The sequence below is a fragment of the Sphingomonas sp. genome (assembly GCF_036388435.1).
Lineage (GTDB): Bacteria > Pseudomonadota > Alphaproteobacteria > Sphingomonadales > Sphingomonadaceae > Sphingomonas.
Genome location: NZ_DASVRV010000046.1, coordinates 20,693 through 44,785 on the forward strand (window position 1 = coordinate 20,693; position 24,093 = coordinate 44,785).

At 70.0% G+C, this 24,093-nt stretch carries 25 protein-coding genes and 1 pseudogene; 8 read left to right on the top strand and 18 right to left on the bottom strand.

Features of this window, described 5'->3' with window-relative positions; genetic code table 11:
- Nucleotides 1–172: 172 nt before the first annotated feature.
- The 5 genes and pseudogenes from lpdA to VF592_RS09950 form a co-directional block, all read right to left on the bottom strand.
- Nucleotides 173–1,567 carry a dihydrolipoyl dehydrogenase gene (gene lpdA, locus VF592_RS09930; RefSeq protein WP_331005468.1) on the bottom strand — a complete coding sequence of 465 codons (1,395 nt, stop codon included), beginning with the start codon at nucleotides 1,565–1,567 and terminating at the stop codon, nucleotides 173–175.
- Nucleotides 1,560–1,952 (bottom strand): hypothetical protein, encoded by a 393-nt coding sequence (locus tag VF592_RS09935; protein ID WP_331005469.1) that lies wholly within the window; start codon nucleotides 1,950–1,952, stop codon nucleotides 1,560–1,562. The genes lpdA and VF592_RS09935 overlap by 8 nt, the downstream gene beginning before the upstream one ends.
- A 41-nt stretch (nucleotides 1,953–1,993) precedes the next feature.
- A pseudogene (locus VF592_RS09940) lies at nucleotides 1,994–2,421 on the bottom strand (acyl-CoA thioesterase).
- Nucleotides 2,418–2,618, bottom strand: coding sequence for a hypothetical protein (locus tag VF592_RS09945; protein ID WP_331005470.1), 201 nt, complete (start codon nucleotides 2,616–2,618; stop codon nucleotides 2,418–2,420). The pseudogene VF592_RS09940 and the gene VF592_RS09945 overlap by 4 nt, the downstream one beginning before the upstream one ends.
- A 1-nt stretch (nucleotide 2,619) precedes the next feature.
- A complete protein-coding gene (locus VF592_RS09950) occupies nucleotides 2,620–3,999 on the bottom strand; it encodes a pyruvate dehydrogenase complex dihydrolipoamide acetyltransferase (RefSeq protein ID WP_331005471.1) in 1,380 nt (459 codons plus the stop codon).
- A gap of 133 nt (nucleotides 4,000–4,132) precedes the next feature.
- Between VF592_RS09950 and VF592_RS09955 the strand changes: the two genes are divergently transcribed.
- Nucleotides 4,133–4,588: a universal stress protein gene (locus VF592_RS09955; protein WP_331005472.1), complete on the top strand. Its 456-nt coding sequence runs from the start codon at nucleotides 4,133–4,135 to the stop codon at nucleotides 4,586–4,588.
- A 3-nt stretch (nucleotides 4,589–4,591) separates the two neighbouring features.
- On the opposite strand, the gene VF592_RS09960 is transcribed toward VF592_RS09955, so the two are convergent.
- Complete coding sequence (locus tag VF592_RS09960) at nucleotides 4,592–5,335, bottom strand: HAD-IIB family hydrolase (RefSeq protein ID WP_331005473.1); 744 nt, start codon at nucleotides 5,333–5,335, stop codon at nucleotides 4,592–4,594.
- Nucleotides 5,336–5,445: 110 nt separating this feature from the next.
- Between VF592_RS09960 and VF592_RS09965 the strand changes: the two genes are divergently transcribed.
- Nucleotides 5,446–6,723, top strand: coding sequence for a M20/M25/M40 family metallo-hydrolase (locus tag VF592_RS09965; RefSeq protein ID WP_331005474.1), 1,278 nt, complete (start codon nucleotides 5,446–5,448; stop codon nucleotides 6,721–6,723).
- A gap of 3 nt (nucleotides 6,724–6,726) precedes the next feature.
- Here the strand turns inward: VF592_RS09965 and VF592_RS09970 are convergent, their stop codons facing one another.
- The 4 genes from VF592_RS09970 to VF592_RS09985 all read right to left on the bottom strand — a co-directional run bounded on the left by VF592_RS09970 (nucleotide 6,727) and on the right by VF592_RS09985 (nucleotide 9,443).
- A complete protein-coding gene (locus tag VF592_RS09970) occupies nucleotides 6,727–7,707 on the bottom strand; it encodes an RcnB family protein (protein WP_331005475.1) in 981 nt (326 codons plus the stop codon).
- Nucleotides 7,708–7,840: 133 nt separating this feature from the next.
- Nucleotides 7,841–8,335 carry a GAF domain-containing protein gene (locus tag VF592_RS09975; protein WP_331005476.1) on the bottom strand — a complete coding sequence of 165 codons (495 nt, stop codon included), beginning with the start codon at nucleotides 8,333–8,335 and terminating at the stop codon, nucleotides 7,841–7,843.
- Nucleotides 8,336–8,383: 48 nt separating this feature from the next.
- A complete protein-coding gene (gene arfB, locus VF592_RS09980; RefSeq protein ID WP_331005477.1) occupies nucleotides 8,384–8,782 on the bottom strand; it encodes an alternative ribosome rescue aminoacyl-tRNA hydrolase ArfB in 399 nt (132 codons plus the stop codon).
- Nucleotides 8,775–9,443: an RNA pseudouridine synthase gene (locus tag VF592_RS09985; protein WP_331005478.1), complete on the bottom strand. Its 669-nt coding sequence runs from the start codon at nucleotides 9,441–9,443 to the stop codon at nucleotides 8,775–8,777. The genes arfB and VF592_RS09985 overlap by 8 nt, the downstream gene beginning before the upstream one ends.
- Between VF592_RS09985 and VF592_RS09990 the strand changes: the two genes are divergently transcribed.
- Nucleotides 9,438–10,205, top strand: coding sequence for a M15 family metallopeptidase (locus VF592_RS09990; protein ID WP_331005479.1), 768 nt, complete (start codon nucleotides 9,438–9,440; stop codon nucleotides 10,203–10,205). The two genes, VF592_RS09985 and VF592_RS09990, sit on opposite strands and share 6 nt — an antisense overlap.
- A gap of 1 nt (nucleotide 10,206) precedes the next feature.
- Here VF592_RS09990 and wrbA read toward each other — a convergent pair whose 3' ends face one another.
- Complete coding sequence (gene wrbA / locus VF592_RS09995) at nucleotides 10,207–10,809, bottom strand: NAD(P)H:quinone oxidoreductase (RefSeq protein WP_331005480.1); 603 nt, start codon at nucleotides 10,807–10,809, stop codon at nucleotides 10,207–10,209.
- Nucleotides 10,810–10,835: 26 nt separating this feature from the next.
- Entirely contained in the window at nucleotides 10,836–11,567 is a 732-nt protein-coding gene (locus tag VF592_RS10000) for a pirin family protein (protein WP_331005481.1), read from the bottom strand.
- 108 nt (nucleotides 11,568–11,675) lie between these two features.
- On the opposite strand from VF592_RS10000, the gene VF592_RS10005 reads away from it, so the two are divergent.
- The 3 genes from VF592_RS10005 (at nucleotide 11,676) to VF592_RS10015 (ending at nucleotide 14,089) form a co-directional block, all read left to right on the top strand.
- Nucleotides 11,676–12,566, top strand: a complete 891-nt coding sequence (locus tag VF592_RS10005) for a LysR family transcriptional regulator (RefSeq protein WP_331005482.1) — start codon at nucleotides 11,676–11,678, stop codon at nucleotides 12,564–12,566.
- A gap of 102 nt (nucleotides 12,567–12,668) precedes the next feature.
- Nucleotides 12,669–13,370 (top strand): response regulator transcription factor CtrA, encoded by a 702-nt coding sequence (gene ctrA, locus VF592_RS10010; protein WP_331005483.1) that lies wholly within the window; start codon nucleotides 12,669–12,671, stop codon nucleotides 13,368–13,370.
- A gap of 125 nt (nucleotides 13,371–13,495) precedes the next feature.
- A complete protein-coding gene (locus VF592_RS10015; protein ID WP_331005484.1) occupies nucleotides 13,496–14,089 on the top strand; it encodes a DUF4142 domain-containing protein in 594 nt (197 codons plus the stop codon).
- A gap of 37 nt (nucleotides 14,090–14,126) precedes the next feature.
- Here VF592_RS10015 and VF592_RS10020 read toward each other — a convergent pair whose 3' ends face one another.
- Both VF592_RS10020 and VF592_RS10025 read right to left on the bottom strand, forming a co-directional pair.
- Nucleotides 14,127–15,779: an amidohydrolase gene (locus VF592_RS10020; RefSeq protein ID WP_331005485.1), complete on the bottom strand. Its 1,653-nt coding sequence runs from the start codon at nucleotides 15,777–15,779 to the stop codon at nucleotides 14,127–14,129.
- Nucleotides 15,776–16,639 (bottom strand): NAD(P)-dependent oxidoreductase, encoded by an 864-nt coding sequence (locus VF592_RS10025; protein ID WP_331005486.1) that lies wholly within the window; start codon nucleotides 16,637–16,639, stop codon nucleotides 15,776–15,778. The genes VF592_RS10020 and VF592_RS10025 overlap by 4 nt, the downstream gene beginning before the upstream one ends.
- 56 nt (nucleotides 16,640–16,695) lie before the next feature.
- On the opposite strand from VF592_RS10025, the gene VF592_RS10030 reads away from it, so the two are divergent.
- Both VF592_RS10030 and VF592_RS10035 read left to right on the top strand, forming a co-directional pair.
- Nucleotides 16,696–17,955, top strand: coding sequence for a threonine ammonia-lyase (locus tag VF592_RS10030; protein ID WP_331005487.1), 1,260 nt, complete (start codon nucleotides 16,696–16,698; stop codon nucleotides 17,953–17,955).
- A gap of 128 nt (nucleotides 17,956–18,083) precedes the next feature.
- Entirely contained in the window at nucleotides 18,084–18,857 is a 774-nt protein-coding gene (locus tag VF592_RS10035; protein ID WP_331005488.1) for an arginyltransferase, read from the top strand.
- 99 nt (nucleotides 18,858–18,956) lie between these two features.
- Here VF592_RS10035 and VF592_RS10040 read toward each other — a convergent pair whose 3' ends face one another.
- Genes VF592_RS10040 through VF592_RS10055 form a run of 4 tightly spaced genes read right to left on the bottom strand, consistent with a single transcriptional unit; the run spans nucleotide 18,957 to nucleotide 24,080 of the window.
- Nucleotides 18,957–19,892 (bottom strand): alpha-E domain-containing protein, encoded by a 936-nt coding sequence (locus VF592_RS10040; RefSeq protein WP_331005489.1) that lies wholly within the window; start codon nucleotides 19,890–19,892, stop codon nucleotides 18,957–18,959.
- Entirely contained in the window at nucleotides 19,892–21,388 is a 1,497-nt protein-coding gene (locus VF592_RS10045; RefSeq protein ID WP_331005490.1) for a circularly permuted type 2 ATP-grasp protein, read from the bottom strand. Before VF592_RS10045 ends, VF592_RS10040 begins: the two co-directional genes overlap by 1 nt.
- Before the next feature lie 45 nt (nucleotides 21,389–21,433).
- Nucleotides 21,434–22,036, bottom strand: coding sequence for a redoxin domain-containing protein (locus VF592_RS10050; protein WP_331005491.1), 603 nt, complete (start codon nucleotides 22,034–22,036; stop codon nucleotides 21,434–21,436).
- 16 nt (nucleotides 22,037–22,052) lie between these two features.
- On the bottom strand, nucleotides 22,053–24,080 hold the full coding sequence (locus tag VF592_RS10055) for a protein-disulfide reductase DsbD family protein (RefSeq protein WP_331005492.1): 2,028 nt from the start codon (nucleotides 24,078–24,080) through the stop codon (nucleotides 22,053–22,055).
- Nucleotides 24,081–24,093: the final 13 nt, after the last annotated feature.

Sequence of the window (24,093 nt, forward strand, 5' to 3'; positions counted from 1 at the left end):
TTCCCGCTGGCTGCCGCGGGAAGCGGGACTGCGAGTCAAGGCCGGGGCGACTAGGGACCCGCGCGGTCGGACGCGGGAGTAAATCCCGCGTCGTCGAACGGGCGTGGACGCCCGGCGGCCGGGCCGCGGCTTGGTCGGCCGATAAGGCTGCGCCTTGTCGGCCTGCCGCGGCCTAGAAATGTAGCGCCCGGCCATAGGCGCCCAGCACGCTTTCATGCATCGCTTCGGACAGCGTCGGATGCGCGAACACCGTTTCCATCAGCTCGGCCTCGGTCGATTCGAGCTGGCGGGCGATGACATAGCCCTGGATCAGTTCGGTGACCTCGGCGCCGACCATGTGGGCGCCGAGCAGCTCGCCCGATTTCGCGTCGAACACCGTCTTCACGAAGCCCTCCGCCTCGCCCAGCGCGATCGCCTTGCCGTTACCGATCATCGGGAATTTGCCGACCTTCAGCTCATAACCCGCCTCACGCGCCTTGGCCTCGGTCATGCCGACGCTGGCGACCTGGGGGCGCGAATAGGTGCAGCCGGGGATGTTGGCGGTGTTCATCGGGTGCGGGTCTAGCCCGGCGATCGCCTCGACCGCGACCACGCCCTCATGGCTCGCCTTGTGCGCCAGCCAGGGAGCGCCCGTCACGTCGCCGATCGCCCAGACGCCTGGGACGTTGGTGCGGCCGTATGCGTCGGTCTTGATGTGCCCGCGCTCGGTCTCGACGCCGAGCGCCTCCAGGCCGATCTCCTCGGTGTTGGGCACGATGCCGATCGCGACGATGGCGTGGGAGAACTTCTCGTCCGCCGCCTGGCCGTCCTTGCCCTTCATGCGGGCGGTCACGCCGTCCGGGCCGGCCGTCAGCGCCTCCAGCCCCGCGCCCGTGCGGATCGCGATGCCCGCCTTGGTCAGCTGCTTCTCCATGAAGGCCGACACCTCCTCGTCCTCGACGGGTAGGATGCGGGGCAGCATCTCGACGATCGTGACCTTGGCGCCCATGTCCGAATAGAAGCTCGCGAACTCGACCCCGATCGCGCCCGATCCGATGACCAGCAGCTCGGTCGGCATCACGGGCGGCGTCATGGCGTGGCGGTAGGTCCAGATGCGCTCGCCGTCCGCCTTGGCGAAGGGCAGGTCGCGCGCGCGCGCGCCGGTGGCGACGATGATGTTCTTCGCCTGGATGTCGGTGGTTTTGTCGCCCTGAGCCACCGACAGCCTGCCGGGCGCGGTGAGCTTGCCGACGCCCTCGAACACCTTGACCTTGTTCTTCTTCATCAGGCCCTTGACGCCCGCATTGAGCTGGCCCGCGACCTTGCGGCTGCGCTCGACCACCTTGCCCAGATCGAACGACGCGCGCTCGACCGACAGGCCATAGGCGTCGGCATGGGTCATATAGTGGTAGATCTCCGAGGTCCGCAGCAGCGCCTTGGTCGGGATGCACCCCCAGTTGAGGCAGATGCCCCCCAGCCGCTCGCGCTCGACGATGGCGACGGACATCCCCAGCTGCGCCGCGCGGATCGCGGCGATGTAACCGCCCGGGCCGGAGCCGAGGATGACGAGGTCGAAGGTGTCAGGCATGACGATTGTCTCTCATTTCCGGAATATAAAAATTCGCCAGCCCGGCGCTCCCGCCAAGCGCCGCGCCTACCCAAGCCAGATATGCCACATCGATCAGCTTCAAGGGATCGCCGAGTGCGACGACAAGTAACGGTATAGCTAAAGCGAGTACGACAGCTGGTTGCCAGGGCGGACGAGGAACTTCGATCCGCGCATGATCGATTGTCATCTCGCGGCTACAGCAGAATACTATTAAGCCAATCACGGCGATCGCTATCGGTACCGCAAGAAGAAACAGCCCGACGACAGCTACAGCGCCGATCTCAACGCCGGTAAGATGCTCTAACAAGTAGGCCGGGGTTAGCGAGAGCAGCATGAAGAGCAGGACGGCAACAGTCGTCTTCACTGCCAAACGACCGTGTGAAGCGGTAGCAGATTTTGAAGATATCACCCTGCCATCCCCGGCACCCGCCGCGGCTGGCGGTCCTCGCCGATCGCGACGAAGGTGAAGCGGGCCTGCGTCACGCGGTAGGCGTCCTCCGAATGCCGCCCGCGCCGCCACCCCTCGACCTCGACCGTCATCGACGTGGTCCCGACGCGCACCAGCGTCGCGTGGACCGACAGCTCGTCGCGACGAAGACGGGACGGTGGAACTTCATCTCCTCGGTGGGCACCCCGCAAAGTAATACTTTGCGGGGTGCCCCGGTCGCGATCGTCACCGCGCGGCCGCCGCAATGGCGCGACGCGACCGATCCGGCGGCCAGGTCCATCTGCCCCATCAGCCAGCCGCCGAAGATATCGCCATAAGGATTGGCGTCGGCGGGCATGGCGGTGACGCGGATCGTCGGCGCGGTGTCGGGCGGACGGTCGCTCATGCGCCCGCCCGGTCCGCGCGCCAGGCACGGCGCAGCGGTCCCACGCCCATCAGCATCGTCGCGAGCATCGCCAGCCCGCCGCAGGTCCAGATAATGTCCGCGCCCACCGGGTAGCTCCACGCGCAGGCCCAGCTGAGCGCAAAGCCGGCCAGGAGACCGAGCGCGAGGAAGAAGAGTTCGACGAGCGTCCGTCGCATGTCAGGCCAGCATCCCCAGCGGATGCTCGCACAGCGTCTTGAACGCCTGCATCAGCGCCGCCCCGTCGGCACCGTCGATCGCGCGGTGGTCGAAGCTGCCCGTCGCCGACATGATCGTCGCGACGCCCAAATTGCCGTCCTCCATCACCCAAGGGCGCTTCTCGCCCGCGCCCACCGCCAGGATCATGCCCTGGGGCGGGTTGATGACCGCGTCGAACTGGGTGATGCCGTACATGCCCATGTTGCTGATCGACGCGGTGCCGCCTTGGTACTCCTCCGGCTTGAGCTTGTTGTCGCGGGCGCGGGCGGCGAGGTCCTTGATCTCCGTCGCGATGGCGGACAGCGGCTTGGTGTCGGCTTCCGTCACCACCGGGGTGATCAGCCCGGTGGGCGTCGACACAGCGACCGAGATGTCGGCGCGTTTGAAGGTCACCAGCTGGTCGGGGGTGAACATGACGTTGCACTTGGGCACCTGCATCAGGCCGGCGGCGAGCGCCTTCACCAGCAGGTCGTTGACCGACAGCTTGACCCCGCGCGGCTCCAGCGCCGCGTTGAGCTCGCCGCGCAGTTTCAGCAGCGCGTCGAGGCCGACATCGACCGTCAGATAGATGTGCGGGACGGTCTGCTTCGACTCGGTCAGGCGACGGGCGATCGTCTTGCGGATGTTGGAAAGCTTGGCGAGTTCGTGGGGTATGTCGGGGATGGCCGCAGGCTTCGGCGAAGCCGCAGCGTGCGGCCCGGCCGGCGCGGCCATGCCCGCGTCCGACGACGAGGGCGCCTGAGCCGCCGCCGGTCTCGTCCCGGTCTCCGCGCCCTCGACATCGGCGCGCACGATGCGCCCGTTCGGCCCCGATCCGGTGACCCCCGCCAGGTCGACCCCGCGCTCGGCCGCGATCCGGCGGGCGAGCGGGCTCGCCCTGACGCGGTCGCCGCTCCGGGCGTCGGGCGTGGCGGCGGTGGCGTGCGCGCCGACCTGCCGCTTGTCGGGATCGGCGGTGGGCGCGGAGGCGGGGCCGGTCACGGGCGGGCGGCCATGATCCTCGGCCTGCTCGACCGGGTGCTCGACCGCGCCCTGATCCTTCAGCGCGGCGTCGCCAGCAGGGGGAGCCGTGGGCGCCGCGGTCTTAGCCGGTTCCTCATCCTCCCCCGCCAGCGTGGCGATGACGGTGCCGACCTTCACCCCGTCGGTGCCCTCGGCCACGTCGATCGACGCGATGACCCCCTCGTCGACCGCCTCGAATTCCATGGTCGCCTTGTCGGTCTCGATCTCGGCCATGATGTCGCCCGACTTCACCGCGTCGCCGACCTTGACCAGCCATTTGGCGAGCGTCCCTTCCTCCATCGTCGGCGAGAGGGCGGGCATCTTGATGGGCGTCGGCATGGGGAGGACCTCGGGCGAGTGAAGCGCCACCCTCACAAGCCCAGCCCCTCGCGCGCGTCAAGCCGCCGATCCCGACGGCCGCCCTTGCGCCGCCGTTCGCGCCGCGCCAATCTTGGTCCGAGGGGGCGGGCACATGCGCATCTATCTGGTGGTCGTCGACGAGACGCCCGAATCGGGCATCGCGCTGCGTTTCGCCGCGCGGCGGGCGGTGAAGACCGGCGGCGGGGTCGAGATACTGGCGCTGGTGCCCCCGCAGGAATTCATCGCGTTCGGGGGCATCCAGGCGACGATCGAGGAGGAGGCCCGCCTCCACGCCGAAGGACTGGTCGCGGGGGCGGCGGGGACGATCATCGAGGAATCGGGGCTGCGTCCCTCCATCACCGTGCGCCAGGGCGAGGGTCCCCGCATCATCCGCGAGCTGATCGCCGCCAACCCTGATATCGCCGCGCTCGTGCTCGGCGCCGCCGCGACCGGCGCCCCCGGCCCGCTGATCGCGCATTTCGCGGGCACCGACGCGGGCGCGCTCGCGGTGCCGGTGATGATCATCCCCGGCTCGCTCAGCCCGGAGGCGATCGACCGGTTGAGCTGACCATCATTTCCCGCAGGCGACGATCGCCGCGATCACGGAGATGGTCTCCTGCGGATCGCGGACGCGGACGGTGTCGAGGCCCAGGGTCTTGGCGGGATAGTCGTTGCCGCCCGGAAAGATCGCGTCGCCGATGAACATCATCGCCTCCAGCGAAATGCCGCTCGCGTCGCGAAGCTTCTTCAATCCATAAGCCTTGTCGACGCCCTCGCGGGTGATGTCGATCGAGGTGGCGCCGCCCATGTTGATCGACAGGCCGGGGAGCCGTTCGGCGAGGTCGGCCTGGATCACCTTGCGCTTGGCGAAATCGGGGTCCCAATGCTCCTTCTCCTCCAGCGGGGCCTGCTGGCCGAGCGCGGAGAAGGTGACCTGGCTGCCCCGATCCTCGACCTGCTCGCCCCAGGTCCGCTCGGGCTTGAACCCGGTCGCGGCGAGCGAGGCGGCGAAGGCGTCGATGATGCCGCGACGTTCCACGTCGCTGAACAATTCGGCGTAGACGGGCGCCCAGTCGGACTTGAAGGTGTAGAGCTTGGTGCCGGTGGTGGGCATCAGCCACAGCCGGGACCGGTCGGCGCGTTCGGGCAGGCGCGAGGCGACCTGCTTCTGGAATTGCGGCCAGTCCCCGCCCGAGATCACCGCCACATGCGCCACGCCGAGCAGGTCGGCCAGCGCCTCGCCCATATCCTCCAGAAGCGGCTGTTTGCTGAGGGCCAGCGTTCCGTCGAGGTCGAACGCGACAAGCTGCTTCATGGGGGCGGTCTCCGAAGGGGGGCGCTCCGGCCCTAGCCCCTCGCTCCCCGCCCGTGAAGGCGTGCGATCGGGGCTTGAGCCGGCACGCGAACGGGGCCACTCACTACGCCATGTCAATCATCCTCCTCGCCGCGGCCGCCGTCGTGCAGCCCTCCCCCGCCCGCCTGCGCGCCGATGTGGAGGCGATGGTCGGGTTCGGGACCCGGCACACCCTGTCGACCACGACCGATCCGGCGCGCGGCATCGGCGCCGCGCGCGACTGGGCGGCGGCGCGCTTCCAGGCGATCGCGCGCGACTGCGGTGGATGTATCGCGGTCGAGCGCCAGTCGCGCATCTTCACGGGCCCGCGCGCGCCGACGGGCGTCGTTGTCGAGAACGTGCTGGGCATCCAGCGGGGGCGGGACTCCAATCGCTTCGTCATCATCGGCGCGCATATCGACAGCCGCGTGTCGGGCGAGATGGACTTCACCTCCGACGCGCCCGGCGCCAACGACAACGCCTCGGGCGTGGCGCTGGTACTGGAGGCCGCACGCGCGCTGTCGAAGCGGCGGTTCGACGCGACGATCGTGTACGCGATATTCTCCGGCGAGGAACAGGGGCTGTGGGGCGGCACCCTGCTGGCCGAGACGGCGCGCGCGCGGGGATGGCGGGTATCGGCGATGCTCAACAACGACATCGTCGGCAATTCGGTGGGCCAGGGCGGCGTGCGCGAGGCGGGCCGGGTGCGCGTCTTTTCCGAAGGCATTCGCGCGTCCGAGGAGCTGACGGACCAGCTTCGCCGGCGCGGCGACGGGGGCGAGGATGACGGCCCCAGCCGCGCGCTCGCCAAGCTGATCGACGGCGAGGCGGCGGGCTTGCGCGGCGGGCTCGACGTGTTCGTCGACCGCCGGCCCGATCGTTTCGGGCGCGGGGGCGATCATGAGCCGTTCCTGAAGCTGGGCTTTCCGGCGGTGCGTTTCAGCGTCGCCAACGAGAACTGGGACCGCCAGCACCAGGACCTGCGCACGGTGGGGGGCGTCGAGTATGGCGACACGGTGGCGGGGATGGACTTCGCCTATCTGGCCAAGGTCACCGCGATCAATATCGCCGCCGCCGCACGGCTGGCGGCGGCGCCCGCCGCACCCGACAACGCGTCGATGGCCGGCGCGCTGAGCCGCGACACGACGGTCAAGTGGAACCCGGTTCCGGGCGCGCAACGCTACCGCGTCCGGTGGCGCCGGACCGACCGGATGGAATGGACCGACCTGCGCGAGGTGACGGGCGCGACGACGACGCTGACCCAGGTGCCCGTCGACGACCATCTGGTCGGGGTGTCGGCGGTCGCGGCGGACGGGAGCGAAAGCCTGGTCAGCTTCGCCGGCCGCGAGGTCGCGCCCGCGCGGCGGTGACGATCACCGCCGCTTGAGCTTGGACCGGTAGACCCGCTTGCCGACGACGCGCCGGGCGGGGCGGGAATAGGTCACCGCCTCGTCGACATATTCGGTCGTCGTCGTGGTGGTCGTCACCACGGGCTGCGACTGGACGGTCACGGTCGTCACCCCAGGCCCGGCATGAACGACATGGCTCCCGCCCGCGGGCACGGTCGTGGTATAGGTGCCGGAATGGCCATGGCCGCCATGATAGGGCTCGGGCGGATAGGGGTAATCGGGCGCCGGATAGCCGGCGCCATAGGCGGGGGGCGGGCCGCGACGGATACGGCGCTCGACCCGGCGGTCGCGCACCCCGCGATCCTCCGCCCTGTCCGCCGCATAGCCGGCCACCCCGCCCACGCCCGCGCCGATCAGCGCACCACCGAGCCGGTCGCCGCGACCGGCGACCACCGCGCCCAATGCCCCGCCCGCGACCGCACCGATCGCCGCACCGCCCAACCCGTCTTCCCGGCGCCGGTAATCGTCCGACGCATAGCCGTCGGACCGATAGGCCGGCCCCGCCTCCATCCGATCGCCCGCATAGACCGGCCCGCGATCGACCCGGTCCCAATCGACCCCGAATTCGGTGTCGTAGACCGACCCGCGATCGTCGATCAGCACCGCGTCGTCATAATAGCGCACCCAGCGATAGCCGCCGGGCGGCTGGGCGAGACCGTAAGCCTGCCAGTCGTTCACGTGAAAGCGCGGCGAGGTCCAGTAACGCGCCACGGTGACGCCGCGCGCGGGACGACGATAGGCGGCGTAACCGCCCGGCGCGTTGACCCCGCCCCACCAGCGGCCATCGACCTTGCTGCCCCAGCGCCCGCCGGCCGCGCGCGACGGCGCGATATGGGCCGGCGGCGCGGAACGCGCGCCCGGTTGTGGATAGCCGGCGCCCGGCCCCTGCTGCGCGGCGGCCCCGCTAGCGAACAGCCCCAAACCCGCGATCAGCACATACCGCATCACCCTGTCTCCCTCGAACCGGCGCCCAAAACGAGCGGATCGTCTCACCCGCGCAACGCTCAGGAGGTTATCACGTTGCCGACCATCGGGGGAACCGCCGGGCCGGTCCCGAAACGGATCAGCCGGTTCCTCGTCAATCCAGCCGTTCCCCCAGTATCGCCGCCAGCGCCTCGCACCCGCACGCGTCCGCCGCGTCGAAGCGACCGGGGACCGGGCTGTCCAGGTCGAGCACCGCGATCACCGCGCCGCCCGGTCGGCCGCCGCGCCTGATCGGCACGACCAGTTCCGACCGGCTCGCCGCGTCGCACGCGATATGGCCGGGAAAGGCGTGGACGTCAGCCACCACCTGCGTCGCGCCCGTCGCCGCGGCGGTGCCGCACACACCCTTGCCCAGCGGAATGCGGATGCACGCCGCCTTGCCCTGGAACGGCCCCAGCACGAGTTCGTCCCCGACCAGCCGGTAAAAGCCCGCCCAGTTGAGGTCGGGCAGATATTCCCACAGCAGCGCGGCGGCATTGGCCATGTTGGCAATCCCGTCGCGCTCGCCCTCCGTCAGCGCGCCCAGCGCGCCGCGCAACTCGCGGTAGAGCTCGTCCTTGGAGCCGGCGGCGATGTCGAACTGGTACATGTTGCTCCTGATCCCCGTCCTTTTCCCCATTTGATGGGGAGAGCCCCTTCAGTCCATATCAACGCGGCCGCGTCCAGCCTTGACCGCGCCCCGGCCCTTCTTCGCGTCGACGCGCCGGGCCTTGGCCGCCCGGCTGGGCTTGGTCTTGACCCGCCGCGCCTCGCGCGCCTCCGCCTGGACGAGCAGCGCGCCGAGCCGCGCCCGCGCATCGGCGCGATTCGCCTCCTGCGTGCGGTAGCGCCGGGCGGTCAGCACGAGCACGCCCGCCGCCGTCAGTCGCGATCCGGCCGCGAGTTTCAGCAGCCGATAGCTTTCGGGGTGCAGCCCCAGCCGGAACACGTCCACGCGCAACTGGCAGGCGGTGGCGACCTTGTTGACGTTCTGCCCGCCCGGCCCGGTCGCGGCGAGGAAGCGCTCCTCCAGCGCGTCCTCCGGTACGTCAACCATCGCCCAACCCGGCCGCCCCGAACCCGTAGGCGCCGAAGCGCTCGGGGGTCGGCGCGGTCGCCTCGATCGGGGGCTTGTCGCCGCGGTCGAGCTTCAGCCACGCCGCGTGGAGCATCATGCCCGCGCGGTCCGCCTGCCCATAGACCGGGTCGCCGACCACGGCGGCGCCCAGCCCCGATGCCGCGTGAACGCGGATCTGGTGCGTGCGGCCCGTCTCCGGCCGGAACTCGACCAGCGAGCGCCCGTCGCGCGCCTCGATCAGCCGCCAGGGGGTGCGCGAGGCCTTGCCGTTCGCGTCGCCGATCATCCGCCACCCGGTCTCGGCGGTCGACACCTTGAGCAGCGGCAGGTCGACCGTTCCGGCCTCGCCCGTCGGCACGCCGTCCAGCACCGCGAGATAGCGTTTCTCGACCGCGCCCGCTTCCCACAAACGCTGGAACCGCGCATGGGCCTTGGGGTTGCGCGACAGGAGCAGGCAGCCGCTCGTGTCCCGGTCGAGCCGGTGGACGGGCAGCGGCCAGCGCTTGAACCCGAAGGTGAGACTGTCGAGATGGTTTTCGAGGCTCAACGACCCGTCGCGGGGCGGATCGACCGGCAGCCCCGCGGGCTTGTCGATCACCAGGGCCTCGCCGTCGAGGAACAATACGCGCTCACCATGCATGGCCGCCGCCATGGCATCTGGGGGGTGCTGGGCGCAACCGCGCTGCTGCTGTCCACCCCCGCCGCCGCGCAGCTTTGCGACGGAGAAAGCGGGCGACGGTCCCCCGATGGCCGCGTGCTGGGTCACCTTCCCTATGGCCAGGTCGCCGACACCGAACTGGTCGACGCGCCGCCCGGCTTCGCGCTGGGGCGGTGCCGAGTGCGGGCCGAGATGCTGCCCGACCTCCAGCGGCTGCTCGACGCGGCAGGGGCGGACCCGAGCACGGGGGGAACGCTGCGCGGCCTATCCTGTCACCGGACGCTGACGCGCCAGGGATCGGTCTTCTGCCGCGAGCGGCCGGACGGCGACCCCGCCGACCGCGCCATCTCGGTCGCGCCGCCGGGGCATAGCGAGCATACCACCGGCTATGCGATCGACTTCGCGATCCGCCCCTCGCCCAATTGCCCCGATGCGGAGGCATGCATGTCCGCGCTGCCGGCGGCACGCTGGCTGCGCGAGAACGCGACGCGGTTCGGGTTCGAGCAGAGCTTCGCCGCCGGCAACCGGCAGGGGGTGAAATGGGAGCCCTGGCATTGGCGCTGGGTCGGCCGCAGCCGCTTGGTCCCCGGCGCGGCGCGGGCGCGGTTCGTCTTCGCCCGCGCGCGCGCCGAGTTTCCCGCCGATCCGGGGCTGGTCGATCCGCCGCGCGTGGTGCGGACGATCGCCGACCCACCGCCTCCCCCGCCGGTCGAACCGGCAAAGAGGAAGCGGCGGCGACGTTAGGTCAGGCGGCCAGCTTGGCCGCGACCTCGGCGATCCGGCGGCCCTGATAGCGCGCGCCGTCGAGTTCGGCCGCGCTCGGCTGGCGCTCACCGCCCCCGCCCGAGATGGTGGTCGCGCCATAGGGAGAGCCGCCGACCACCTCGTCCACGCCCATCTGCCCCTGAAACCCGTAATCGAGCCCGACGATCGTCAGGCCGTGGTGGAGCAGATTGGTGATGAGGGAGAACAGGGTCGTTTCCTGTCCGCCGTGCTGGCTGGCGGTGGAGGTGAAGGCGCCGCCGACCTTGCCGATCAGCGCGCCCTTGGCCCAGAGCCCGCCCGTCGTGTCCCAGAAGCTCGCCATCTGGCTCGGCATCCGCCCGAACCGCGTCGGCGCCCCGACGATGATCGCGTCATAGCCGGCCAGCGCGTCGGCGCTCTCGATCACCGGATGGGACGAGTCGGTCTTGAAATGGGCGGCGGCGACCACGTCGGGCGGGGCCGTCTCTGCGACGCGGCGGATGTCCACCTGCGCGCCCGCCCCGCGCGCGCCCTCGGCGACCGCGTCGGCCATCCGCTCGATATGGCCGTAGGACGAGTAATAGAGCACCAGAACCTTGGTCATCGCGTTTTCTCCCTGATGATGGTCATTCATTCCGAGTCGACGAGAACGATCTCGGCGTCCTCGACCGCCTCGATCGTGACGGTCCGGCCGCCGGTCAGCGCCACGCCGTCGCGCGCCTCGACGGGATCGCCGTCGACCAGCAGCCGCCCGGTCGCGGGGACCAGATAGGCGTGGCGGCCGGGGCCGACCTGATGCTCGGTCCGCTCGCCCGCCTTGAGCGTGGCCCCCATGACGCGCGCGTCGGCGCGGATGGACAGCGCTCCACCATTCTCCTCCAGCACATCCGCGGCGAAGCCGCTCGCCAGCGTCACGAACCGGCCGGAGCGTGCGCCCTTGGGAAAGGGCTTGGCGCCCCAACCGGGCTCTCCGCCCGCCTCGCGCGGCTCGATCCAGATCTGGAACAGGGTGGTGGCCTCGTCCTCCAGATTATATTCGGCGTGGCGCACGCCGGTCCCGGCGCTCATCACCTGGACGTCGCCCGCTTCCGTCCGGCCCCGGTTGCCCAGCGAGTCCTGATGGGTGATCGCGCCCGAGCGGACATAGGTGACGATCTCCATGTCGCGGTGCGGATGCGGCGGAAAGCCGGACCTGGCGGCGATCACGTCGTCGTTCCACACCCGGATCGCGCCCCAGCCCATGCGCGCGGGATCATGATAGCCGGCGAAGGAGAAATGATGCCGCGCATCGAGCCAGCCATGGTCGGCATGGCCGAGCGAGGCGAAGGGGCGGCGGTCGATGGTGGAAAGCGTGTCGATCATGAGCGACTCCTCTTGGTTACGGCCAAGATAGGCGCCGCGTTTCGTGCGTAAATGGAAACGCTGGAAACGGATCGTTTCCGTGGTTAACCTGTCCGGGGAGGCCACCCCATGACCAAGCTGCCCGATCTGGAAGCCTGGGCGATCTTCGCCGCGGTCGCGGAGCTGCGCTCGTTCAGCGGGGCGGCGGCGGCGCTCGGGCTGGGCAAGTCGACCGTGTCCAAGGCGGTGTCGCGGCTGGAGGCGCAGCTCGGCCAGTCGCTGTTCCACCGCACCTCGCGCCGGCTGGCGCTGACCGAGGCCGCACGCCCGCTGGCCGAGCGGGCGCAACGCATGGTGGCGGAGGCGCGCGGGGCGGAGGAGATCGCCCGCGATTCGGCGACGACCACGGCGGGCCGCGTCCGCCTGGCCGCCCCGATGAGCTTCGGCGCGCTCAAGGTCGCGCCCGTCCTCGCCGCATTCCTGCGCGCGCATCCCGCGGTTGAGGTGGAACTCCATTTCTCCGACGCCCGCGTGGACATCGTGGCGGAAGGGTATGACCTGGCGCTACGCATCGCCGATCTGGAGGACAGCTCGCTGCTCGCGCGGCGCTTGTGCGGCATTCCGGGCCACATCGTCGCGGCGCCCGCCTATCTCGCCCAGCACGGGCGGCCGGTCCATGCGGGCGAGCTCGGCGCGCACCGGCTGCTCGGCTATACCAACCGCCCCGGCCCGTGGCGGCTCAGGGGGCCCGGCGGCGCGGAGGTGGTCGTGCACGCGACGGGTCCGCTTTCCGCCAATAGCGGCGACGCGCTCGTGCCCGCGCTGCTCGCCGGGCTCGGCATCGCGCGCTTGCCCGGCTTCATCATCGGCCCGCATCTCGCGAGCGGCGCGCTGGAGGCGATCCTGCCCGAATGGAACCCGCCCCCGACCGCGCTGCACCTGCTGACCCCGCCCGGCAATCTGCGCCCGGCGCGCGTCGAGGCGCTGATCGCCTGGCTCGCCAGATATCTGCGCGACTGATCGGGCGCTAACCCGGAATTAACCTTTTGCCTTCAGATGTCGTTTGGTTAATTAAACCGCGTGGCCGGGGTGGATGCGGGCCGCGAACGGGGGGACAGATCGATGCGCGTGTTGCTGATCGAAGACGAGCCGACGACCGCCAAGGCGATCGAGCTGATGCTGACGACCGAAGGTTTCAACATCTATACCACCGACCTCGGCGAGGAGGGTTTGGATCTCGGCAAGCTGTATGATTACGACATCATCCTGCTCGACCTGAACCTGCCCGACATGCATGGGTACGACGTGCTCAAGAAGCTGCGCGTCGCGCGGGTGACCACCCCGGTGTTGATCCTGTCGGGCGTGAACGAGATGGACTCCAAGGTCCGCTCCTTCGGCTTCGGCGCCGACGATTACGTGACCAAGCCGTTCCACCGCGAGGAACTGGTGGCGCGCATCCATGCGGTCGTGCGTCGGTCCAAGGGCCATTCGCAATCGGTCATCCGCACGGGCAAGCTGGCGGTCAATCTCGACGCCAAGACCGTCGAGGTCGACGGGTCGCGCGTGCACCTGACCGGCAAGGAATATGCGATGCTGGAGCTGCTGTCGCTCCGCAAGGGTACGACCCTGACCAAGGAGATGTTCCTCAACCACCTATATGGCGGCATGGACGAACCCGAGCTCAAGATCATCGACGTGTTCATCTGCAAACTCCGCAAGAAGCTGTCGCTCGCCTGCGAGGGCGAGAACTATATCGAGACCGTATGGGGTCGCGGCTATGTGCTGCGCGAGCCCGACGAGATGGTGGCCGCGCAGGTCGCCTGACTTCTTTTCACTCGTCGAAAAGGCCGCGGCACTCTCGGGTGCCGCGGCCTTTTGTCGTTCAGATGGAACGGCTTGACGCCCGCTTCGTTGGGTGCGGGTTCTCGAAAGACATAAGGACTCGAACGATGAAGCATTTCTTTCTCGCCGCCACCGCGGTCGCGCTTGCCGCTCCGCTCGCCGCGCAGACCAGCCATCAGGGCATGAACCACGCCATGCCGGCCGGCGCGTCGATGACCGCCGCCGATGTCGGCGTGGCGCCGATCACCGGCACGACGCCGACCGATTACGTCAAGATGGCCGCCGACAGCGACCTGTACGAGATGCAGTCGAGCCGGTTGGCGCTGAGCAAGTCCAAGCGCGCCGATGTGAAAGGTTTCGCGCGCGAGATGATCGCGGACCATACCACCACGTCCAAGGCGCTGATGGCGGCGCTCAGGAATGGCGATCGCACCATCGCCAAACCGTCGACCCGGTTGTCGGCCGACAATGCCGCTAAGATCGCGCTGCTGAAACGTGCGCCCAAGGACAGCTTCGACAATCTGTACCTGCAGCAGCAGATGCAGGCGCACCAGACCGCCTGGGCACTGCACAAGGGCTTCGCCACCGACGGGGCCGACGCGTCGCTGCGCCAGGTCGCCGCCACCGCGGTGCCGATCATCGAACGCCATGTCATGCACGCCAAGCAGATGGCGCCGGCGTCCATGTCCTCGGGCATGTGACCGGACGGGGCGGGAGCTTCGGTTCCCGCCCTTTCCTTCACTTCCGTTCGAACATCTTCTCGCCGCCGACCCAGGTCTCCCGGACGCTGGTCGCGCGCAATTCGGTCGGCGAGGCGAGCGTGGGATCGCGGTCGACGATGATGAAGTCGGCGCGCTGTCCCGGCGCCAGTCGCCCGAACCTGTCCTCCGCGAACCCCGCATAGGCGCCGTCGCCGGTGAAGCCGCGCCAGGCCTGCTCGCGCGTCACCCGCTCCTGTGGCTGCCACCCGCCGAAAGGCCGGCCTTCCGCATCGGCGCGCGTGAACGCCGCCGCCCAGCCCGCAAACGGGTCGGGCCGCTCGACCGGATAGTCCGACCCGAAGGCCAGCCGCCCGCCACGCTGGAGCACCGACGCCCAGGCATAGGCGCCGCCCAGTCGCGCCGGCCCCAGCCGCGCCTCCGCCATCGTCCGGTCACTCGTCTGGTGGACGGGCTGCATCGACGCGATCACGCCGTTTCTGCCGAACCGGGCGAGATCGACCGGGTCGATCACCTGGGCATGTTCGACCCGCCAGCGCCGATCGCCCTTATAGGTCAGCGCCAGTTCGTCGATCGCGTCGAGCACCTGCGCGTTCGCGCGGTCGCCGATCGCGTGCACCGCGATCTGATAACCGTCCATCGCCGCGCGGCTCATCAGGTTGCGCAGCACGTCGTCGGACTGGAAGCCCAGCCCCCGCTCGCGCGGCGCATCGGCATAGGGCGCCTTCAGCCACGCCCCGCGCGATCCCAGCGCTCCGTCGCCGTAGATCTTGACCCCGACGAGCTTGAGCTTGTCGCCGTACAGCCAGGGCGTCGGCCCGGTGCCGCCGATCCGCACCGTCTCCTCGACGCCCTTGCCATAGCTCATGATCCGCACACGCAGATTGCCGAGATCGCCCATCCGGCGATAGGTCTGCCACTCGTCCAGCGTCGTGCCCATGTCGGCGGTCGCGGTGATGCCGCTTTCGAGCAGCAATTGCTGCGCCCGCAGAAAGGCCGCGTCGCGTTCCTTGGCCAGCGGCTGGGGCACCGCCTTGGCGACGAGCGCCTGCGCCGCGTCGACGAACACGCCCAATGGCTGGCCGTTCGCCAACTCGATCCGGCCGCCCGCGGGCGAGACGCTGCGCGCGGTCACCCCCGCCGCCCGGAGCGCGGCCGAATTGCCCCAGCTCGCATGGCCGTCGGCGCGCGACAGCCATATCGGGCGGTCGGCCGATACCGCGTCGAGATCGGCGGCGGTGGGAAAACGCCCCAGACCCCAGCTTTCCTGGTTCCACCCGCCGCCCAGGATCCATTTCCGCTCGGGATTGGCCTTGATATAGGCCGCGATCGCCGCCTGCGCCTCGGCCAGCGAGCGCGTGCCCGACAGGTCGAGCGCGAGCGCGCGAAAGCCCAGCCCCATCACATGGCCATGCGCGTCGACGAACCCCGGCAACAGCACCCGCCCCTTCATGTCGACGCGCCAGTCGAGCTTGTCGGGCAGCTTGTCGCGCGTCTTGAGCAGCTTCGCGACCCGCCCGTCTCGGGTCACCTGCATCGCCGAAAAGCGCTCGACCTTGCCGTCCTTGTCGAGCGTCACGCCCGTCGCGTTATAGACCAACCCGTCCGCCAGGGCAGGCGCGGGCAGCAGGGCCGCCGCCAGGAGCAGGGTAGGCACACCAAATTTCGTCACTTCCGCAATCTCCGCACCAACGCGCTCGTATCCTGCCGGCCGCTGCCCATCGCCTGCACCTCGGCATAGAATTGGTCCACCAGCGCCGCGACCGGCAGCGCCGCGCCGTTCGCGCGCGCTTCGTCGATCGCCAGCCCCAGATCCTTGCGCATCCAGTCGATCGCGAAGCCGAAGTCGAACCGGTCCTCGGCCATCGATCCCCAGCGGTTCACCATCTGCCAGCTCTGCGCCGCGCCGCCGGAGACGGCCTCGAACACCTTTTCCAGGTCCAATCCGCTGGCTTGCGCGAACCGCAGCGCCTCCGACAGCCCGCCCAGTACGCCCGCGATCGCGATCTGGTTGACCATCTTGGCCTGCTGCCCCGCTCCCGCAGCCCCGACATGGACGATCCGCGCGGCATAGGCCTGGAGGATGGGTTCCGCCGCCGCGAAGGCCGCGGCCGACCCGCCGCACATCACCGACAGCTTGCCCGATTCCGCGCCCGCCTGCCCGCCCGACACCGGCGCGTCGAGCACCAGCAGACCGCGTTTGCCCCCCTCCTCCGCCAGTCGCCGTGCGATCGCCGCCGACACCGTCGTATGGTCGACGAACAGGGCACCCGCGTCCATCGCCGCGAACGCGCCACTCTCGCCCAGCGTCACGCTCGCCAAGTCGTCGTCATCGCCGACGCAGGTGAACACCGCTTGCGCGCCACCGGCGGCGGCGGCGGGCATGGCGGCCACGCGCCCGCCATGCGCCGCGCTCCACGCCGCCGCCTTGGCGGGCGAGCGGTTATACACCGCCACCTCGTGCCCCGCCGCGGCGAGGTGCCCCGCCATGGGGGCGCCCATCACGCCCGTCCCGATCCATGCGATCTTCATGGGACCGGGTCATAGGAGCGGTTCCCCACCCGCGCCAGATGGTCTAGCGCCGGGCGATGGCCACCCAGCGCGTTCCGTCCCTGATAGACCTGCCGGTCACCCTCGCCGATGTCCGTGCCGCCCATGCGCGTATCCGCGACCAGATCGTCCGCACCCCGACCTTCATCAGCCGCACCCTGTCCGAGCTGACCGGCGCGACCGTGTATCTGAAATTCGAGAATCTGCAGTTCACCGCAGCCTATAAAGAGCGTGGCGCGCTCAACACGCTGCTCCAGCTCTCGCCGCAGGCGCGGGCGGCGGGCGTCATCGCCGCCTCGGCGGGCAATCATGCGCAGGGGCTGGCCTATCACGCCAACCGGCTCGGCATCCCCGCCACGATCGTGATGCCGCGCACTACGCCCATCACCAAGGTCACCCAGACCGAAGGGCACCGCGCCACCGTGGTGATCGAGGGCGAGACCTATGACGCCGCCTATGCCCATGCCCGCCTGCTCGAGGTCGAGCGCGGGCTGACCTTCGTCCACGCGTTCGACGACCCGCGCATCATCGCCGGCCAGGGGACGGTCGCGATCGAGATGCTGGAGGACGTGCCCGCGATCGAGATGCTGGTCACGCCGATCGGCGGCGGCGGGCTCATCTCGGGCATGGGCGTCGTCGCGCGGGCGACCGGTCGGGAGCGGGGCGGGCGCGCCATCGAGGTGGTCGGGGTCGAGGCCGAGCTCTACCCCTCCATGTACAACCGCATCCGCGGCACCGACCATCCGTGCGCCGGCGACACGCTGGCGGAGGGCATCGCGGTCAAGGAGCCGGGCGGGATCACCTCGCTGATGGTCGCCGAGTTGGTCGACGACATCGTGCTGGTCTCCGAACGCCGGTTGGAAGAAGCGGTCAGCCTGCTGCTCCAGATCGAGAAGACGGTGGTCGAGGGCGCCGGCGCGGCCGGGCTCGCCGCCCTGCTGGAGCATCCCGATCGGTTCCGGGGGCGGACCGTCGGCGTGGTGCTGTGCGGCGGCAATATCGACACGCGGCTGCTCGCCAATGTGCTGCTGCGCGACCTGGCCCGCTCGGGCCGGCTCGCGCGGCTGCGCATCCGCCTCCAGGACCAGCCCGGCGCGCTGTTCAACGTCGCGCGGATCTTCGACCAGGAACGCGTCAACATCATCGAGGTCTATCACCAGCGCGTCTTCACCACCCTGCCCGCCAAGGGCCTGGTGACCGAGATCGAGTGCGAGACGCGCGACCGCGCCCATCTCGACCGGCTGTTCGCGGCGCTGCGCGCGGGCGGGTACGACGTGGCGCCGGTCGAGCTGGCGTGACTTTATTTCGCGGACGGAGCGCGTTAACCCTCAATCGTGGTGAACCGCCTTTCTTCTCCCGCTCTACCCCTTCATAAGCGCTGCAACCCGTCGGATCGCCCGGCACCGACAGAAAGGTCCGACAGGCGGTGACCGCGCCCTTCCGTTTCCCGCGCTTCTTCGTCACCAGCCCGTCGCCCTGCCCCTATTTGCCGGGGAAGCAGGAGCGGAAGGTGTTCACCGAACTCGTCGGTCCCCATGCCGGCGAGTTGAACGACGCGCTCGGCCGGATCGGTTTCCGCCGCAGCCAGGGCGTCGCCTATCGCCCGTCCTGCGCGGGCTGCTCCGCCTGCGTGTCGGTGCGCGTCGTCACTCCCGAATTCCGGCCCAACGCCACCCAGCGCAAGCTGATGCGCCGCCATGACGACCTCCAGGTCTCGGCCTGCCGCGCCTGGGCGACCGACGAGCAATATCAGCTGCTCCGCCGATACCTGGCGACCCGCCATCCGACGGGCGGCATGGCGGGGATGGACGAGGAGGATTATGCCGACATGGTCGAGCATTCCCCCGTCAACTCGCTCATCATCGAATATCGCGAGCCCGCCGCGCACGGGCGCGGACGGCTGGTCGCGGCCTGCCTGACCGATCGCCAGGCCGACGGGCTGTCGATGATCTACAGCTTCTTCGCCGCCGACGAGGAAGGCCGGCCGGGCCTCGGCAATTTCGTCATCATGGACCACATCCTCCGCGCGCGGGAGGCGGGACTGCCCTATGTTTATCTCGGCTATTGGGTGAAGGGATCGCCGCGCATGGCGTACAAGACCCGCTATCGCCCGATCGAGGTGCTCGGCCCCGCCGGCTGGCGCCGCATGGAGGACGAGGTTGCGCCCGCTCTGCCGCCCCGCCCGCGCCTGACCGTTTGACGCGTGATGCTTTAGCCTCGCCCGCTCCCGTTCGTCCTTCGATATGCCGCTTCGACAAGCTCAGCGGCTACTAAGGACGAACGGTTGGCGGACAAAGCCTCAGCCGAAGCGGAACTGCCGCCCGATCGCGGCGTGGAGCTGGTCGTTCTCGCGGATGAACGCCTGCAGATGTTCGTGCAGCCCCGACAGGATCACGTCGCCCGACCGCGTCCGCGCCACCCGCATCGCCCGCGCGCGCGCCATCTGGTCGGCGCCGCCATGCTGGGCCGTCCGCCGCGAGAGCAGCCCCAGCAGCTCCACCACCTCCTCGGTCGAGGCGGCCAGACTGCGCGGCAGTTCGACGCGCGTCAGCAGCATGTCGATGACATTGGCCGGGGTCAGCCCGTCCGAATAAAGCCAGCGATAGGCCGTCACCGCCGCGACGGTGTGAAGGATCGTCGTCCACTGATCGCGATCGACGACGCCGCCGACCGGCTCCCCCGCAGGCAGCAGGATATGATATTTGACGTCGAGCAGCCGCGCCGTGTTGTCCGACCGCTCCACCGCCTGGCCCAGCCGCACGAACCAGGTGGTGTGGTTACGCAGCATCCGGTGCACCGCGCCCTCGAAGCCGCGCGCTTCGTGCTTCACTTCCTCGACCAGCGCCAGCGCGTCGGCGGGATGGTCCACCGCGCGCCCGCGCTCGAACAGCAGCCAGGCGCGGTTGATCGCGGTCCAGGCGTCGCGGGTCAGCGCGGTGCGGACCGCCTTGGCGTTGCCGCGCGCCATGTCCAGGCAACTCACCACCGATCCCGGGTGACTGGCGTCGGTGGTCAGAAAGCGGGCCACCGTCCGCTGGCTGGGACAGGCGCCGCTCGCCGCGAAGGCCTCCTCCGTGTCGGTCACCGCCAGCGCCGACACCCAGGCCGCCTCCCCCGCCGGGCGCGTCGACAGCGTGTCGAGCCGCACGGTGGCCTCGACGAGGCGCGCGATGAAATCGGCGCGTTCGATGTACCGGCCGAGCCAGTAGAGCGACGAGGCGGTACGCGACAGCATTACCGGCCCAGGCCCCGGGATTGAGATTGAGATTGTGACTGCGATTGGAACTGCGACTGGCTCTGGCGTCGCGCAGGTACCTCGTCGCCCATCAGCACGAAACTGTCCTTGGTGCCCCCGCCCTGGCTGGAGTTCACGACCAGCGACCCCTCACGCAGCGCGACGCGGGTCAGCCCGCCCGGCACGATGTCGACGCCGTGCGCGCCCGACAGCACGAAGGGGCGGAAATCGACATGGCGCGGCGCGACCCCCTGCTCGACCAGGGTCGGCACCGTCGACAAGGCGAGCGTGGGCTGGGCGATGTAGCGGTGCGGCTCCGCGATCAGCGCCGCGCGGAAGCGCTCGATCTCGACACGGCTCGCGGTCGGCCCGACGAGCATCCCGTATCCACCCGATCCGTCGACCAGCTTGACCACCAGTTCGGGCAGATGCTCGAGCACATAGGCGAGCGCGTCGGGCTCGCGGCAGCGCCATGTCTCGACATTCGGGAGCGTGGCGTCGCCGCCGGCATAGAAGCGCACGATCTCGGGCATGTAGCTGTAGATCGCCTTGTCGTCGGCGATGCCGTTGCCCGGCGCGTTGATGATCGCCACCGCGCCCGCCGCATAGGCGCCGATCAATCCCGGCACACCCAGGAGCGAATCGGGGCGGAACACCAGCGGGTCGAGATAATCGTCGTCGACCCGGCGATAGATCACGTCGACGCGCACCGGCCCCGCGATGGTGCGCATCCACACACAATCGTTCTCGACCACGAGATCGGGAGCCTCGACCAGCTCGACTCCCATCGAATCGGCCAGGAAGCTATGCTCGTAATAGGCCGAATTGTGGCGCCCGGGCGTCAGCACCACGCAGGTCGGCCAAGTGCCCGCGCCCTTGGGCGCCACCGACTGCATCATGCGCAGCAGCCGGTCGGGATAGCTGTCCACGGCGGCCACGCGCAGCCGGTCGAACAGTTCGGGGCAGAGCCTGAGCATCGCCTCGCGATTCTCGAGCATGTAGCTGACGCCCGAGGGCGTGCGCGCATTGTCCTCCAGCACGAAGAAGCTGTCCGGCCCCGTCCGCACCAGGTCGATGCCGCAGATATGCGCCCAGATGCCGTGCGGCGGCCGCACCCCCGCCACCTCGCGCCGATATTGCGAATTGCCCAGCACCAGATCGGCGGGGATCACCCCTTCCTTCAGGATGCGCTGATCGCCGTAGATATCCTCCAGAAAAGCGTTGATCGCCTGGACGCGCTGCACCAGCCCCTCGGACAGCCGCGACCATTCGGGGGCGGTGAACAGCCGGGGGACGATGTCGAACGGGATGATCCGCTCCGCGGCCTCGCCCTCGCCGTACACCGCGAAGGTGATGCCGAGCTGGCGGAACGTCGCCTCGGCAGATGCCTGGCGCCGCCGCAGGTCGCCGGGCGCGGTGCCGTCGAGCCATTCGCCGAGCGCGGCGAAGCCCGGCTCGGCGCGGTCCCTTATCTCGTCATAAGCGGGTCGTTTCACTCGTCCATGCTGCGCAGGCGAACGGCCGCTGGCAAGTGCTTTAGATCAGCCTGCATATTTTACGCTGCACCCATAGGGCCGCGTCTCCGCCATCGACACGGGCTTGCCCGCTTTCAGCTCGCCCAAAGCGGCCAGCACATGGTTGCGCGCGCCGGCGATGTCGGACCGGTCGGCGGTCGGCTTGTCGTCGATCCCGCCCTGATAGCGCAGCACGCCCCGCGCATCGATCACGTACAGATGCGGGGTCGTCTTGGCGGCGTAACCGCGCCCGACGCGCCCTTCGGCGTCGAGCAGATAGGCGGTCGGCTTGGCCTTCGCGCTCGCGACGAACGCCTTCGCCTCCGCGCCCGTCATATGGCCCTGCTTGCCGGGCGCTCCCGAGTTGATCGTCAGCCACGCCGCCCCGCCGGCGGTCGCCGCGGCCTGGGTGCGCTGCATGTTGCCGCTGTCGTAGTGCTTTTTGACATAGGGGCAGCCCGGATTATTCCACTCCAGCACCACCGGCCGCCCGCGATAGTCGGACAGCTGGACGACCTTGCCGTTCATGTCGGTGAGCCGGAAATTGCCGGCGGCCTTGCCGGTGGTCTGCTGCGCGCCGACAGGGGCGACCGCGAGCGCGGTGATGACGGCGACGATCTGGAAACGCATCGGTCTTCTCCTCCGTTCAGCCCCGCCGTTCGCCGGCCAGGGCGGTCAACATCGACGGCGTCAGCACCTGCGGCAGGACGCGGGGGCTGGCCTGGCCCGGTGCATACCACAAATAAAGCGGCACGCCCGCCCGATTGTGACGCTCGATGAAGCGGCCCAGCTCGGCGTCGCCGTCGGTCCAGTCGCCCTTGAGCACCGCCACCCTGTTCGCGGCGAAGCCGTCGCGCACCGCGGCGCGGTCGATCGCGCCCGCTTCGTTGACCTTGCAGGTCAGGCACCAGTCTGCGGTGAAATAGGCGAAGACCGGCCGCCCCTCACCGCGCAGGCTCGCCAGCCGCGCCTCGCTGAACGCCTCGTCGCCCGCTTGCGCGACCTCGGCCGATGACTTGGCGCGCGGGACCAGCGCCGCCGCGCCGATCGTCAGCACCAGCGCCGCGATCAACGCCGTGCCCGCGCCGCGCCCCGCGCCCTGTCGCCGTCCCGCGATCCACAGCGCGAAGCCGACGAGCAGCGCCGCGAGCAGCCCCAGCGTCATGGCGTCGACCCCCGCCTGCCGCCCGAGCACCCAGGCCAGGGCGAGCGCGGTCAGCCACATCGGCACCGCCAGCACCCGGCGGAACCGCTCCATCCACGCCCCCGGCTTGGGGAGCCGCCGCCGGAGCGCGGGCACGAAGCCGATGAGGAGGAAGGGCAGCGCGAGCCCCAGACCCAGCCCCCCGAAGATCAGCAGCGCCGCATACCAGGGCAGCACCAAGGCCGCGCCCAGCGCCGCGCCCATGAACGGCCCGGTGCACGGCGTCGCGACCACCGCCGCCAGCACCCCCGTCGCAAACGCGCCGCCCGGCCCGCCTTTTGTGGCGACGCTCACCGACGGCACCTCCCACAGCCCCGACAGGTTGAGCGCGATCGCGACCGACAGCGCCAGCAGCACGACGATCACGCGCGGGTCCTGCAACTGGAACGCCCAGCCGACCATCGAGCCGCCCGCGCGGAGCGCCAGGATCGCCGCGCCCAGCCCCAGGCACACCAGCACGATGCCGGCGGTATAGGCCAGCGCCTCGCGCCGCGCGGCGCGCTCGCTCGCGCCCGACTTGGCGAGGCTCAGCGCCTTGAGGCTCAGGATCGGGAACACGCAGGGCATGACGTTGAGCAGCAGTCCGCCCAGCACCGCCCCCGCAAAGGCCAGCAACGCCCCCGACCAGTCGATCCCGGCCGCCTCCGACACGCCCGCCGTCACCGTCCCCGGCCGCGCGGTGATCGCGAAGCCGCGCCCCTCGCCGGTCGCCAGCACGCCGGTCAGCAGCGCGGGGGGGGTGCCGATCGGCGCGGCCGCCGTCTCGATCAGCACGGTGTCGCCCGACCGCGTGACCGCCTGCTTCGCGGCATAATCGATCGCGCCGCCCTCCAGCGGATAGAAATAGGCATCGCCCAGCGGCGCGTCCGCCGGAAAGGGCACCGCCATGCGGAACCGCTTGTCCGCGATCGCGAAGCTGGCCTCGCTGCCGAGCGGCTTGGGCAGCGCCTGGCGCCACCCGTCGAAGCGCGCGCGGGCCGCCGGGTCGATCGCGCCGTCGCCGACCACCAGCTCGGTCGCCAGCTCCCGCGACTCGGGCACGCAGATCTCGACCGTGCAGACCAGGTAATCGGCCTTGACCCGCACCGGCAGCCGCGTCCCCGCGGGCAGCCCGACCGGCACCGTCAGCTCGGCGAATTGCACGAAGGGCCGTTCATACACGTAATTCATCAGCCCGGAGACGATCAGCCGGCTCGGCACCGGATAGCGCAGCGGCCCCGCCGTCACGCCTGCGGGCAGCGCCCATTTCAATATGGTCTCCACCCCCGCGTCGCCGCCATTCTTCCAATAGCCGTGCCAGCCCGGCTCGGGCGTTGAGACGAAAGCCAGCGTGACCCGCCCGCCCGCGGCCGGGCGCGGCGTTTCGGCGACCAGTTCCATCGCGATATGCTTAGGCCCCGGCGCCTGGGCCGACGCGACTCCACTCCAGGCGAGCAGCGTCATCACGATGCAAAGAAGCGCGCGGATCATTGCGGGAAGTCCA